The organism is Acinetobacter sp. (assembly GCF_039596015.1).
In the GTDB taxonomy this organism is placed as follows: Bacteria; Pseudomonadota; Gammaproteobacteria; order Pseudomonadales; family Moraxellaceae; genus Acinetobacter.
Window position 1 is genome coordinate 113,782 of sequence record NZ_JBCNKN010000002.1, and the last position, 13,861, is coordinate 127,642.

Genomic DNA, 13,861 nt, shown 5'->3' on the forward strand with positions numbered 1-13,861 from the left:
AATCTCCATTATTATCGCTTACAACTATATCGTACACGATATAATTTTCAAATCAACTGTATTTTCCTTACTTTCTATAGATTTTACTGACATCCCATCAAAATAAAATCATATTTCAATGACTTTGTTTTTAGATAGTCAGCTAAAATTTACTCAATTAACTTAGCACGTAAATCGTCGAGCTGCTGTTTTAATTCACTTAAACTTTGTAAATTACAATGTATATTTCCAAGCAAATTTTCAGGGATTGCTTGCGCTTGCTGTTTTAATTGATGCCCTTTTTCTGTCAAGGAAATAAAAACCTGTCGCTCATCCTTTTCAGAACGCTGCCGAGAAATAAGCTCCATTTTTTCCAGACGTTTTAACATTGGTGTTAATGTTGAAGACTCTAAAAATAGTTTTTTACCAATTTCAGATACCGTCACGTGGTCTTTTTCCCACAAAACCAACATCACCAGATATTGCGGATAGGTAATCCCAAGCGGTGCAAGCAATTTACGGTATTTCTGATTAAATGCCAGATGTGCTGAATACAATGCAAAACACAGTTGATTATCCAGTTTTAACAGTTCATCTTGCTCAATCATTTGGCCTTACACTTGATACGATTTTCGATAGCTTAAGTATGGCATTTATTTGTATTTGAAAACATCTCGCTTTTATTTTTCCTATTCCAAATTTTTTATTTTGTTTTAAAAATTCAGTACATTTAAAACCATCCATTCATTCAAAAATAAAAAAGCCCGCGATTGCGGACTTCTTTATAAGCAAAAATGTATTACAAGCTGTAGTACATATCAAATTCAACTGGATGAGTCGTTGTGTTCAAACGGCGTACATCTTCAGTTTTAAGTTCGATATAAGCATCAAGCATTTCTTTAGTGAACACGCCACCTTTTAACAAGAACTCGTGATCCGCTTCAAGTGCTTCAAGCGCCATTTCTAGGCTGTGAGCAACTGTAGGGATTTTTGCTTCTTCTTCAGGAGGAAGGTCATACAAGTTTTTGTCAGCAGCTTCACCCGGATGGATTTTGTTTTGAATACCATCAAGACCCGCCATCAACAATGCTGCGAAACCTAAGTACGGGTTCATCATTGGATCAGGGAAACGTGCTTCAATACGTTTGCCTTTAGGGCTAGAAACGTAAGGAATACGGATAGATGCAGAACGGTTACGTGCTGAGTAAGCAAGCATAATTGGCGCTTCGAAGTGAGGAACCAAACGCTTATAAGAGTTTGTAGATGGGTTTGTGATTGCGTTCAATGCACGCGCATGCTTGATCACACCACCGATGAAGTACAATGCCATTTCTGAAAGGCCTGCATATTCATCACCAGCAAACAAGTTCTTGCCATCTTTAGAGATTGACATGTGAACGTGCATACCAGAACCGTTATCACCTACCATTGGTTTAGGCATAAAGGTTGCAGTTTTTGCATATTGGTGTGCAACGTTCCAAACAGCATATTTGAACTGTTGAACTTCGTCTGCTTTACGAACCATTGTATTGAAGCTTACACCAATTTCTAACTGGCAAGATGCAACTTCGTGGTGATGTACTTCTACACGACCAGGTCCCATGATGTCTTCGATTTTTGCACACATTTCTGCACGCATGTCTTGAGCAGAGTCAACAGGAGGAACTGGGAAGTAACCACCTTTTACACGTGGACGGTGACCTGAGTTACCAGATTCATAGTCTTTGCCAGTAGACCAAGCAGCTTCTTCAGCGATAAGTGTATGACGAGCGCCAGACATATCGATGTCCCATTTCACTTCGTCAAATACAAAGAATTCTGGTTCTGGACCAAAGAATGCTGTGTCACCAATACCAGTCGATTTTAAGTATTCTTCTGCACGACGAGCAATCGAACGTGGGTCACGTTCATAACCCTGACCAGTAGATGGTTCGATAACATCACATGTTACAACAACAGTTGGTTCAGCGAAGAACGGGTCAAGGAAACCTGCTTCTGCATCTGGACGTAAGATCATGTCAGACGCTTCAATGCCTTTCCAACCAGCAATTGAAGAACCGTCAAACATTTTACCATCTTCAAAAGTATCTTCATCAATTGAATCGGCTGGGTAAGTTACGTGCTGTTCTTTACCTTTAGTATCTGTAAAGCGAAAATCGACCCATTTAGCGCCACTTTCTTTGATGAGTTCAAGGACCTTGTTCGCCATGTTCTTTATGCTCCAATAAAGTATTTTTATTGCACTTATGAAGTGCATGTTACAAGTTGTACGTAATAAAGCAACTCCCGTGCCAACTTTTTAAACCTTAGCTAATATGCTGATAATCATATAAAGAATGCAGATTTTAGCTGATGATCACAATCCTATTATACGTTCCACTTTTTAAAATGCACCATATTCTATCATTTTCATTTTACAACTGATTCAAACATGATTTTTATGCTTTAAATTGGTGCAAATAGGGTTTTCTTACGTTTTTACTATTCCAATGATAAATGTCAATTTTGACCAAATGATGATCGTTTTTCATCTTCTTATCGTTTTTTAATGCTTAATGAAACCGTCAACAACCCACCATCTTAACCTCTCCGCCCTTTTTATCTAAACAAGCCATGTTGCAGGTCTCAAAGTTGTGATGAAGCAATTGCCAAATCTTTTACGCTCTTTGATTTATTACTGTCATACAGTTGGTCTGGCTCATCAAATATGAAAAGTTCTAAGTAGAGCTTTTCGGGCACATCTATTGTTATGTGAGATAACTTTGTTTTTCTGCTGCACGAAATATGGAAAATGCCTCATATACCTTTCCTTTAGACTTACTTGGTTCTGAGAATGAGCATGCTTTTAGGACAACTTATACACACAAATAAACACAAAATAACAAGCCTATAGCTCTGAATATTTTCACTTCTTATTTTGATTTCATGTCTTACGCCTATTTTCTCAATATTATTTTTTAGCTCATTTTACATACTTGTCCACATAGAATGTTCTGGACAGATAGGTTTCTGATCAGTTTTGGTGCAGTTTTAGCGGGTGGTGTTGCGGGAATTAAGGTGCATTTAAAATATGCTGACGAAACTACTCACAATCAGTACATGCATCTATTGATGCGTAGTAAATGATCTGGATCAAAAAGTTTTTATCAATTTTTAATACCATAAAAATTATATGATTTTCACCTTCTGTTATATTGATTGACCTGAATACATTTACTAATATGACTAGAAATTACTCATAATCTGAAATTTTAATGAAAAAACTTATTTTTGCTTTTACCTGTCTAATTTCTAGTTCAGTTTTTGCAATTGGTGATACAGATTCATTTCGATCAACATCTGGGTTGATCGTTCGCATTGGGGATACTAAAGCTGAACTTGTTGAAAAAATGCAAACACGTCAACGCCCAGTAAATGAAACCATTTATGACCATCGTGGTTTTCCAATGAATGTAGAAGTCTATACTTTTAATATTGAAACCATGATTTATAAGGTTTATCTGTTTAGAGGTAAAATTTTTAAAATGACTTCGGATTATTCATAAAATAATCTATAGAAATTTTATTTCTCATCTTATTCTTTATATACATAGTAGAGAAAATCAATGAGCCAAATTCGCTGTCCATATTGTGGTAGTATTCAAATAAAGGCCATGTCAAATCAGCCTAAAAAATATCCACGACCAATAGACCCTATTGCATTACAAGATTGGCAAAGAGGATACGATTGTAAGAAATGTGGAAATGACTTTGTCATACAACCTAAAAAACCGTTAGGATTTGGGAAATTAATAAAATGGATCATTCTTTTCTTTATTGCATTTTTGGCTATTTCCTACTTTTTAGGTAAGGGCGAGCCTGACATAAAAGAAAGTTCGCTCGAAACACCTAAAGTCCCAAGCATTGATAATGCACAGCATGAAGAGGATCCACTAAAACAGGAGTTCTCTAAAGAAGCTGAACGAGCTGCTCATGAATATATTCCCCCTATAGAAAAACCAAAAAGTATTGCAAACAGCAGTAATCCGAATGATACTTTAAATATTAAAACAACAATTAGAAATAAGAACGAATGAGAAAGTTACCTTCTCTTATATGTCTTTTAGCTACGAGTTTTGGCTGATTGTGAGACTTTATCCAAAGTCGCTGAAGAAAGAAGTATCTCCTACGGAACTAAATATAGTTTTCTAGCTCAGAGGGAAAAAGGATTTCACTCCTACTTCTATTCAGCGCCTTCTATACAATATAAGATAAAGCAATTATTCCTCATTCCAAAAGATTCAGTCATTGCATACCAAGAGTTCAGAAATGAAAATCAAACTTGGCTATATGTTATGTATATTGATAAAAATGGTAATGATACAGAAGGTTGGATGCCCGCTAGAAATCTTAAAATATCTGGTTCAATTAACCAACTAAGTGGACAGTGCATAAATTTTTTATTTAAAAAAATAGCGCCAAAACCACTAACCGAGCTAGTCTCCCTATATACGGAACAACTGGATACTTTCACAAATAAGAGAGTACGATTTCATATCTCAAACCAGTCGAAAAACAGTAAAAATCTGCTATAGTAACTATCTACATCGTGGCTTTATTTCACTTCATGGTTACTTTAATCATATTGAGTACAGAATTGAGTACGATTTAATATCAATTCAAAAATACATATATTTTTCATAAGGTTGCTTAAAAAATGCTTCTAATGATCGACAATTACGACTCTTTTACTTACAACATCGTCCAATATTTTGGCGAGTTAAATCAGGAAGTAAAAGTTGTTCGCAATGATGAAGTCTCATTAGAGGATATCGAGCGATGGCAACCAAAATACCTTGTGATTGGCCCTGGTCCTTGTTCTCCAACTGAAGCAGGGATTTCCATTCCTGCTATCCAGCATTTTGCTGGGAAAATTCCTTTACTGGGTGTCTGCTTAGGACATCAAAGTATTGGGCAGGCATTTGGTGGAGATATTGTCCGTGCAAAAACCGTGATGCATGGGCGTCTTTCCGACATGTACCACAGCAACACAGGTATTTTTAGCAACTTGCCATCTCCTTTTACAGCAACACGCTACCACTCTTTAGTGATTGATCAAAAAACACTTCCTGACTGCTTAGAAGTGACGTGCTGGACAAATGAAGCTGATGGTTCAATAGAGGAAATTATGGGTGTTAAACATAAAACCCTTCCTATTGAAGGCGTACAGTTCCATCCTGAATCTATTTTGAGTCAGCATGGGCATCAAATTTTCCAAAACTTTTTAGATCTTTATAAATAGTGGTCGCAATGGATATTCAACAAGCACTTAATCATATTACAAAGAACATTCACCTAACCCAAAGCCAGATGCAAGAAGTGATGCGTAGTATCATGCAAGGTCAGGCAACCGATGCACAAATTGGCGCACTGCTCATGGGTTTACGCTTAAAAGGTGAAAGCATTGATGAAATCACCGCAGCAGCACAGGTCATGCGTGATTTAGCCACCAAAATTGATGTCAGTGATGTCCCTCATCTGGTCGATATTGTCGGGACAGGTGGAGATGGGCAAAATCTGTTTAATGTTTCAACAGCATCGAGTTTTATTATTTCAGCGGCAGGTGCCAGCATCGCCAAACATGGTAACCGTGGTGTTTCTAGCAAATCTGGCTCGTCTGATTTACTTGAACAAGCAGGTATTCAGCTCGATTTAAATATTCAACAAACCGAACGCTGTATCCGTGAAATGGGCATCGGTTTTTTATTTGCGCCCAATCACCATCAAGCCATGAAATATGCCATTGGCCCACGTAAAGAACTTGGATTCCGTACCATTTTCAATTTACTCGGCCCACTGACCAATCCCGCAAGTGTTAAACGCCTTGTGATTGGTGTTTTTTCAGATGAACTTTGCGTTCCAATTGCCGAAGTGATGAAACAACTTGGCGCAGAACATGTCATGGTTGTTCACTCTAAAGATGGTTTAGATGAAATTAGTTTGGCATCTTCAACCACGGTTGCCGAACTCAAACAAGGTGAAATTTCCACATGGACAATTACACCTGAAGATGTCGGAATTAACTCTCAGTCATTACATGGTTTGATCATAGACAGCCCTGCCCAGAGTCTTTATCTAATTAAAGATGCACTTGGACGTAAAAAATCTGAACTGGGGCAAAAAGCCGCCGATATGATTGCATTAAATGCTGGTGCAGGAATTTATGTTGCAGGTCTGGCCAAATCTTACTCACAAGGCGTGGCCTTTGCTCAGGATTTACTTGATGGTGGGCAAGGCTTGGAAAAACTCAGCGTTTTTGCTGAATTCACCAAAACTTTAAAATTGGTCGAAAACGTGTAAGAGGAAGAATTATGGATATTGCCAACACGATTTTAGGAAAAATTGTTGACCGTAAAGTTGAAGAACTTGCACAACGTCGTCAAAAATATTCGTTACAAGATCTTGAACAACTTGCAGCCAGCGCAACACCTGTACGTGGTTTTGCAAAATCTTTGCAAAATAAACGTCCAGGGGTAATTGCTGAAATCAAGAAAGCATCACCATCCAAAGGCATTATTCGGGAAAACTTCAACCCTGCCGAAATTGCTCAACAATATGAACAGGCTGGTGCAGCATGTTTGTCTGTTTTAACCGATGTGGATTTTTTCCAAGGTGCAGATGAAAATATTGCCATTGCACGTAATCACTGTGCCCTACCTGCACTGCGTAAAGACTTTTTGATTGACCCATACAATGTGGTTGAAGCACGTGCTTTACAGGCAGACTGTATTTTGTTGATTGTGGCGTGTTTGTCTGATCAGCAACTTGAAGAAATGTCGAAAACCGCGTTTGAGCATCAACTTGATGTATTGGTTGAAGTACATGATGAGCACGAGTTAGAGCGTGCTTTAAAACTTTCTGAGCAATGTTTGCTGGGTGTCAATAACCGTAATTTGAAAACCTTTGATGTCGATTTGAACACATCACTTCGTTTGAAAAAGATGTTGCCATCTTCGCGTTTACTAGTGACTGAAAGTGGTATTGCCACACCAAGTGATGTACAAATGATGCAAGATCATGACATTCATGCCTTTTTGGTCGGTGAAAGTTTCATGAAACAACCTCGCCCTGATCAGGCATTTACTGCGTTGTTTGGTGTACCAAAGCAGGTATAATTTAAAAAAGACGGTAAATGCATTTAAATCATTCAGTTTAAATGTTTTACTTAAAAAACGATCTGATCTAAAAATCAGGTCGTTTTTTTGCATTCATATTTTGATGGTATTTCCGCATACGATCAGGATTGTTCTAATTTTAATTTAAGTGCATTATTCATACGTTCAAAGTTATATTTTGTCTTTGTTTGCAATGTTTTTAAAAATGGCTTCACTAAAATTCCATTGAATTCTTCACTATGAATGAGTTTGGTCTGATTGGCAGATATTTTTTCCAATACAAAGCTATGCTCTCCATCAAAAAGTCCTGCTACCCATAATTTCCCAATCCATCTAAATTCTTTATTTTTCTCATTTTCGAGTATCCTTGCTTTGAATGACATTTTATTTTTACTTTCATCTTGAAGTGTAATTTTTACTTTATCTCTGATATTCACTGTTCCAACAACATCGTATATAAATGGATTCCAGTTTTTATAATTTTCAAAATTTACCAATGTTTCCCATACCACCTCCACAGGGGCAGAAATTAAGGCTTCTGTTTTGATTTCAAATTTCATGTTCTTCATTTTCCTAACAATTATATTTTATGAAATTAACGACAATATATTAAATAACTTCTTATCAACAGTTCTTATCTTAATGCGTATAAATTACTTTTTCAAAATTTTGAATGTATCGGCACGCACTCTTTCAAGATTTTATATCTAGTCAAGCATAATACCTATTCGCTTACAGAATTTATGTCTTACTTCTTTTATAATCGAATCAACTAAGCAAAAATAAGATCTTGTTTGGATTATAACACCATTGATTTAAACAAGATTCGAGTCAATGACAATATGTTATACTGCCGTCAGTTGATTTTTAACTTTCAAAAATTATTACGCCTCATGAGCAAACACGATACCTCCCTTTCAAAAAGCCAACAAGATTTGCTGAAGCAATTTAAGAAGCAAATCTCCAATCCTCATGCAAGCAATGTTGCAAAACAACCTGAGTCTAAAAAAGCTCAGGTTGCGACTGAAGAGTTGGAAGATACGGCACTGTTTCAAAAGGCTTTACAAGGTGTAAAACCCATTGATAACGGCAATATTGCTAACGTGAAAACAGCACGTAGTAAAAAAGTTGATGCTCAGACTTTGGCAAAACGTGCTGCCGCAGAAGGTTCACCTGAAAATGAGTTGACTGAACTGTCAGATACGCAAGCGGCTCTCAACCCTGTTGCGAGTCAGGCCGCATTGAGTTATCGCATTGCAACCTTGCAGCATAAAGTTTTTGAAGATTTAAAAGCAGGTAAAATACGTTGGTTCGAAGCCGTCGATTTGCATGGCTGTACCGTTGAGCAAGCACGTGCAGCTGTATTACAAATCATTCAGATGGCAAAAGATGAAAACCAAAATGTCATTAAAATCGTGCATGGCAAAGGCCCTGAAGCGATTTTAAAAACCTATGTGAATGGTTGGCTGCGTCAGCATCGTGATGTGTTGGCTTTTGTCAGTGCCCCTGAAAATCAGGGCGGTACAGGTGCAGTTTTGGTGCTGTTAAAACGTGCTGAAAAAAATCCAAAATTTGAACAAAAGAAATGATTTAAAGAGGTCATTTCTTTGCATCAAACACCTGCAAAAGTTGTGCAACTACGGATACAGCAATGATTGCAGGTTGTTTGGATGAAATCCCACTAATCCCGATTGGACAAATCAAACGCTCAACATCTGTTTGGCTATACCCTCTTGCCATCATCCGTTTTTCAAAAATTGCCCGTTTACTTTTAGAGCCGATCATTCCGACATAAGCAAATGGCATTGTGCTCGGTTTCAAAGCTGTAAAGCAGAGTTGTAAATCCAGTTGATGGTCATGAGTCAAAATAAGTATTGCACCTGAACGATCAAAATGTTCAATCTCGGCTTCGGGTACATCGGTTGTAATACATTGCACCTGACTCAGCACATCTAACGGAAAAATATCATCTCGGTTATCCACCCATGTGATTTTCACCCCAATCGGTAATAAACAACGGACAATCACTTCGCCCACATGCCCTGCACCGCAAATCAGAACTTTCATGGCATAAGGTTGAATGCTTTGTTGCCATTGCCAGTGTTCATTTGTTTGCTGAAACATGCATTCTGATTTTAGAGATGAATCTTCCAAGACTTGCCATGTTGAATTGTGTTGGTCTGACAGTTCACGAACAATAATGTTTCCAGCTTGCCAAGCATGTTGGCAGCGATTCAAGTCTGTTTGCACCGTCATAGAAGGTGCTATTTTTTCAAATAGCAACCACATGACACCACCACAACATTGTCCTAGTCGTGCGCTGAGATTAAATCGCTCGACAAAGTACGGACGAGGCTCATCATCACTTAGCATGGCCTTGGCAATATCAATTGCCTGAAATTCTAAATGACCACCACCAATGGTGTCCGACTGCTGCCAGCGGTGCTGTGCATCAAATCTCAGCAACATACTTGCACCGACTTCGCGTGGAGTTGAACCATCTGCACGAACTACCGTCACCAAAACCATAGGCAAGGCATCGGTCTGCCACAGCAGTAGATCTCGCCACCATTGTAAATGTTGCTTCATCATTATTTGAGTCTGGGTTGTGGGCGTTCTGCCAAGGCTTGCCCGCGCCCAATGGCAATTGCACGTAAAATTTCTTCTGCGGTTGCAGGTGCATTTAAGTCTAACGGCGCATCTTTTGGAATTGCAGCCTGTACCGCCTGACGAATGGCAGAAAAAACCGACAATGCCAACATAAACGGCGGTTCGCCTACCGCTTTAGAACGGTAAATGGTGTCTGCCTGATTTTGGTTCTCAAACAATTTGACATTAAAAACAGTAGGAATATCGGCACTGGTTGGAATTTTATATGTCGAAGGTGCATGGGTAAACAATCGCCCAGCCTGCGCGCCTTGCGGTTGCCAATACAACTCCTCTGTAGTCAACCACCCCATGCCTTGAATAAAGCCCCCCTCAATTTGCCCAATATCAATGGCAGGGTTAATTGAGCGCCCAACATCATGCAAAATATCGGCACGTAAGACTTTCATTTCCCCAGTTAAAGTGTCAATCGCCACTTCGCTGACCGCAGCACCATAGGCATAATAAAAAAATGGACGCCCTAAATGATTGACTTGGTCATAGTGAATTTCAGGGGTTTTATAAAAGCCACTGTCCCACAGTTGCACACGCGCCATATATGCCCGATTGACCAAATCGGCAAATGTCCATGATTGACCATTTACAGTGTTCACCTGATTGTTTTCAAACTGCACCTGTTCTGCATCACTTTGGCTAATTTCAGCAGCGAGTTTTGCTAAACGCTCACGGATTTTAATGCAGGCATTTTGTACAGCTTTACCATTCAAATCGGCTCCACTCGATGCCGCAGTTGCCGAAGTGTTTGGCACACGAGAGGTATCGGTTGCAATCAAACGAATCTGATCTATTGATAGTCCTAATTCATGAGCCGCCACCTGACGGACTTTGGTATATAAGCCTTGTCCCATTTCTGTGCCGCCATGGGTAATCGCTACTGTGCCATCCATATAGACATAAACCAGCGCACCTGCCTGATTGTAATGCACGGCATTAAAGGAAATCCCAAACATGAGTGGCGTTAAGGCAATGCCACGTCTAATGATTGGACTATGTTGATTAAAGCGTTCAATTTCTTGTTTGCGTTGATAATATTGGCTGGTTTCTAGCAGTTCTTGCACAATTTTTGGGGCGACATTGTCCCGAACTTCTGCCCCATAATGCATGTGGTCACGTCCATTGCCTGCCTGTTCAGCAAAGAAATTTCGTTGTCGAATAAGCACAGGGTCGCATTTTAACGCACGAGCAATTTCATCCATGATTGTTTCAATCACAAACATGCCTTGCGGCCCACCAAAACCCCGATAGGCTGTGTTAGAAACCGTATTGGTTTTACAGCGCAAATTACGGATTTGTACAGCATTTAAATAATAAGCATTGCCGACATGACAAATCGCACGTTCATTCACAGGCCCAGACAAATCTGCTGAAAACCCACAGTTGGATGCCAACTGCACCTTTAAGCCCTGTAAAAGGCCATCATCATCAAAAGCCACAGACCATTCATAAGCAAAACCATGTCGTTTGCCCGTGCTGCTCATGTCATCATCACGGTCTAAACGTAACTTACAAGGACGGCCCGTTTTTTGTGCTGCCAAAGAAGCAATACATGCCCACTGTGCCGACTGCGACTCTTTTCCACCAAAACCACCGCCCATGCGACGACTTTCCACATTGACCTGATGCATATTCATACCCAATGCATGACAAATCAGCAGTTGCATTTCGGTTGGGTGCTGCGTCGAACAATAGACTTTTAAGCTTTGATTTTCTTGAGGAATGGCATAAGAAATTTGTCCTTCTAAATAGAAATGCTCCTGCCCACCCAAACTGATTGAACCCGAAAGCTGATGTGCCGCATGTTGAAATGCTTGTTCAACATCGCCATGATGAAAATCCACAGGAGGCAACACCCAAGACTCTTTTTCAATGGCATCTTGAATGCTCAAAATTGGCGTTTCGGCTGCATACTCAATTTGTGCCAAACGCACCGCATGACGTGCTTGTTGATAGCTTTTTGCTGCCACCACAAATAAGGCCTGACCATAAAACTCCACCTGATGTTCCGCAAAAATCGGATCATCTTTCACAATCGGCCCCCAGTTATTTTCAACGTCGATATCTTTTGCTGAAAAAACCGCATATACACCGTCTGCCTGACGTACCGCGTCTAAATCAAATTTGGTGATCGTGCCTTTGGCACAACTGGAAAAACCAACTACAAGGTGCAACGTATTTTCGAGTTCAGGCAAATCATCAATATAAGTGGCCTGCCCCGTCACATGCAGATGTGCACTTTCATGGGGGATCGAATCGCCTGCTTTTGCTGATTTTTTTGCAATGCTTGAATGTTCAATGGCTTGATTCATGTTACACCTCCACCAAAGCAATCACATCGACCAAACGGGTTATGGCTTGTGCCTCAATTTGTTCTAGATAAAACCGTTGCAGACAATTTTGTGCTACTTGCAAACGATAAGCCGAACTAGCACGGCCATCACTTAAAGGTTGATAATCTTGGGATAAAGCTTGCTGCGCCTGTAACAATAATTCAGTCGTCAATACTTGTCCTTCAAGCACTGCTTCAGCATGTTTGGCACGTTTTGGAATAGCAGCCATGCCACCAAAAGCAATCTTTATACGGTGAATGGTTTTGTCATCGTCTAGTTCACATGAAATTGCGGCACAAACTGCCGAAATATCCTGCTCAAAGCGTTTGGCAATTTTATAACTGGCAAATTTAAATTGGGCTTGAGCTGCACGGATTGGAATCAAAATCGCTTCGAGAAACTCGCCTACCTGCAAGGCCGTTTTTTGATAATCCAGATAAAAATCTTCTAAAGCCATCTCTCGGACTTGTTCAGCGCAACGTAACCGTAAGTGTGCACCCAATGTAATTAACGCAGGCATGGAGTCGCCAATCGGTGAACCATTGGCAATATTACCACCTAATGTGCCTGCATTTTTGATAGGCATCGAGGCAAAACGGCGCTGTAATTCTTCAAAGTCTGGATAATAGGCTGCAATTTTTGCCAGTGCATCGCTCAAACTTACGTTTGCACCCATCTCTAAAACATCCTGAGCGATAGTTATTTTTTTAAGTTCTGTAACCTGACCGATGTACAGTACATCGCCCAAGTCACGCCCTAATTTCGTTACCCATAATCCAACATCGGTACTACCCGCCACAATCCGTACTTGCGGAAACTGCTGAAGTAAAGCAGCAAAATCCTGCACCGTTTTTGGAGCAAAAAACTGTTGATTTTTATAGTTTAAATATAATGCGGGCAATGCCTGAATTGCTTTTAATGCATCAATGATTTTTTGGCGTTCAATCATAACTCGCGGATAGTCATAGGCTTTTTGCGCGGCATCCAAAATTGGACGATACCCTGTGCAACGGCATAAATTTCCCGAAAGATAATCACTAACTTTTGCCTTATTGGGTGCATCGACTTCATTTTCATACATCACCCATAACGACATGATAAACCCAGGGGTGCAAAAACCACATTGCGAACCATGCACATCTACCATTGCCTGTTGTACGGGGTGCAGACCCTGTGCCGAAACAGGCAATAGACCTTGTAAATCTTCAACAGTAAACAATGCTTTGCCATCCAGTGTCGGTAAAAACTGGATACAGGCATTCACACTACGCAACTGTAGACGGTCATTGATTAATTCACCAATCACCACCGTACATGCACCACAATCACCCTCTGCACAACCTTCTTTTGTACCAGTTTGTCTGGTTTTATCAGTCTGAATATATTCACGTAAATACTGTAAAACCGTCATTGTAGGTGCGACATTTACAACTTGCTGCTGACCACCACGAAAGAAAAAGGTGATTGGACGTTCCGACATTTTATATCCTTATGTTCTATTCTCAATCATATTTGCAAATATGATGCCATGATGACCTTGTTAATCACGCGGGTTTTAAATCCTCATTTTATTTTTTCAATATATCTGAATCACATTCAAGTTGGATGAAAACACTCTAAATAGCTGCAATAACTCCCTGCTCATTCACAGCTTTGATACACAGTTTGTCATCCAGCAAAGACTCCTCCTTAACCGTATATATCCAACAATGGATTTAAAAATGAAAAATATTC

12 protein-coding genes are annotated in these 13,861 nt (G+C 39.6%); 6 read left to right on the forward strand and 6 right to left on the reverse strand.

Annotated features, from left to right (window positions below; all coding sequences use genetic code 11):
- Positions 1 to 149: 149 nt before the first annotated feature.
- Both ABDV70_RS02300 and glnA read right to left on the reverse strand, forming a co-directional pair.
- The gene (locus tag ABDV70_RS02300; RefSeq protein WP_343595466.1) at positions 150 to 584 is read right to left on the reverse strand and encodes a MarR family transcriptional regulator; all 435 of its coding nucleotides are present in this window, start codon (positions 582 to 584) and stop codon (positions 150 to 152) included.
- Positions 585 to 778: 194 nt separating this feature from the next.
- Positions 779 to 2,188, reverse strand: a complete 1,410-nt coding sequence (glnA, locus tag ABDV70_RS02305) for a type I glutamate--ammonia ligase (protein WP_343595092.1) — start codon at positions 2,186 to 2,188, stop codon at positions 779 to 781.
- Positions 2,189 to 3,233: 1,045 nt separating this feature from the next.
- Here glnA and ABDV70_RS02310 point away from each other — a divergent pair.
- From ABDV70_RS02310 to trpC, 5 genes are all read left to right on the forward strand, one after another.
- The gene (locus tag ABDV70_RS02310; protein WP_343595094.1) at positions 3,234 to 3,524 is read left to right on the forward strand and encodes a hypothetical protein; all 291 of its coding nucleotides are present in this window, start codon (positions 3,234 to 3,236) and stop codon (positions 3,522 to 3,524) included.
- Positions 3,525 to 3,584: 60 nt separating this feature from the next.
- Positions 3,585 to 4,055 carry a hypothetical protein gene (locus ABDV70_RS02315; RefSeq protein ID WP_343595096.1) on the forward strand — a complete coding sequence of 157 codons (471 nt, stop codon included), beginning with the start codon at positions 3,585 to 3,587 and terminating at the stop codon, positions 4,053 to 4,055.
- Positions 4,056 to 4,675: 620 nt separating this feature from the next.
- On the forward strand, positions 4,676 to 5,260 hold the full coding sequence (locus ABDV70_RS02320; protein WP_343595098.1) for an aminodeoxychorismate/anthranilate synthase component II: 585 nt from the start codon (positions 4,676 to 4,678) through the stop codon (positions 5,258 to 5,260).
- Between the two features lie 8 nt (positions 5,261 to 5,268).
- Positions 5,269 to 6,318 (forward strand): anthranilate phosphoribosyltransferase, encoded by a 1,050-nt coding sequence (trpD, locus tag ABDV70_RS02325; RefSeq protein WP_343595100.1) that lies wholly within the window; start codon positions 5,269 to 5,271, stop codon positions 6,316 to 6,318.
- 8 nt (positions 6,319 to 6,326) lie between these two features.
- Positions 6,327 to 7,133, forward strand: a complete 807-nt coding sequence (trpC, locus tag ABDV70_RS02330) for an indole-3-glycerol phosphate synthase TrpC (protein ID WP_343595468.1) — start codon at positions 6,327 to 6,329, stop codon at positions 7,131 to 7,133.
- A gap of 122 nt (positions 7,134 to 7,255) precedes the next feature.
- On the opposite strand, the gene ABDV70_RS02335 is transcribed toward trpC, so the two are convergent.
- The gene (locus ABDV70_RS02335; RefSeq protein WP_343595102.1) at positions 7,256 to 7,693 is read right to left on the reverse strand and encodes an SRPBCC domain-containing protein; all 438 of its coding nucleotides are present in this window, start codon (positions 7,691 to 7,693) and stop codon (positions 7,256 to 7,258) included.
- A 333-nt stretch (positions 7,694 to 8,026) separates the two neighbouring features.
- On the opposite strand from ABDV70_RS02335, the gene ABDV70_RS02340 reads away from it, so the two are divergent.
- Complete coding sequence (locus tag ABDV70_RS02340; protein WP_343595470.1) at positions 8,027 to 8,722, forward strand: Smr/MutS family protein; 696 nt, start codon at positions 8,027 to 8,029, stop codon at positions 8,720 to 8,722.
- A gap of 10 nt (positions 8,723 to 8,732) precedes the next feature.
- Here ABDV70_RS02340 and xdhC read toward each other — a convergent pair whose 3' ends face one another.
- The 3 genes from xdhC to xdhA are packed head-to-tail and all read right to left on the reverse strand — an operon-like array spanning position 8,733 to position 13,607.
- Complete coding sequence (xdhC, locus tag ABDV70_RS02345) at positions 8,733 to 9,722, reverse strand: xanthine dehydrogenase accessory protein XdhC (protein ID WP_343595471.1); 990 nt, start codon at positions 9,720 to 9,722, stop codon at positions 8,733 to 8,735.
- A gap of 2 nt (positions 9,723 to 9,724) precedes the next feature.
- Positions 9,725 to 12,106 (reverse strand): xanthine dehydrogenase molybdopterin binding subunit, encoded by a 2,382-nt coding sequence (xdhB, locus tag ABDV70_RS02350; protein ID WP_343595104.1) that lies wholly within the window; start codon positions 12,104 to 12,106, stop codon positions 9,725 to 9,727.
- 1 nt (position 12,107) lies between these two features.
- Entirely contained in the window at positions 12,108 to 13,607 is a 1,500-nt protein-coding gene (gene xdhA / locus ABDV70_RS02355) for a xanthine dehydrogenase small subunit (RefSeq protein ID WP_343595106.1), read from the reverse strand.
- Positions 13,608 to 13,861 lie beyond the last annotated feature (254 nt).

What these genes read in the sequence shown, in the direction of transcription:
- trpD (WP_343595100.1), top strand. Translation starts at nt 5,269, where the DNA reads ATGGATATTCAACAAGCACTTAATCATATTACAAAGAACATTCACCTA.
- xdhB (WP_343595104.1), bottom strand. Translation starts at nt 12,106, where the DNA reads ATGAATCAAGCCATTGAACATTCAAGCATTGCAAAAAAATCAGCAAAA.
- ABDV70_RS02315 (WP_343595096.1), top strand. Translation starts at nt 3,585, where the DNA reads ATGAGCCAAATTCGCTGTCCATATTGTGGTAGTATTCAAATAAAGGCC.
- ABDV70_RS02340 (WP_343595470.1), top strand. Translation starts at nt 8,027, where the DNA reads ATGAGCAAACACGATACCTCCCTTTCAAAAAGCCAACAAGATTTGCTG.
- glnA (WP_343595092.1), bottom strand. Translation starts at nt 2,188, where the DNA reads ATGGCGAACAAGGTCCTTGAACTCATCAAAGAAAGTGGCGCTAAATGG.
- ABDV70_RS02320 (WP_343595098.1), top strand. Translation starts at nt 4,676, where the DNA reads ATGCTTCTAATGATCGACAATTACGACTCTTTTACTTACAACATCGTC.
- ABDV70_RS02335 (WP_343595102.1), bottom strand. Translation starts at nt 7,693, where the DNA reads ATGAAATTTGAAATCAAAACAGAAGCCTTAATTTCTGCCCCTGTGGAG.
- xdhC (WP_343595471.1), bottom strand. Translation starts at nt 9,722, where the DNA reads ATGAAGCAACATTTACAATGGTGGCGAGATCTACTGCTGTGGCAGACC.
- ABDV70_RS02310 (WP_343595094.1), top strand. Translation starts at nt 3,234, where the DNA reads ATGAAAAAACTTATTTTTGCTTTTACCTGTCTAATTTCTAGTTCAGTT.
- xdhA (WP_343595106.1), bottom strand. Translation starts at nt 13,607, where the DNA reads ATGTCGGAACGTCCAATCACCTTTTTCTTTCGTGGTGGTCAGCAGCAA.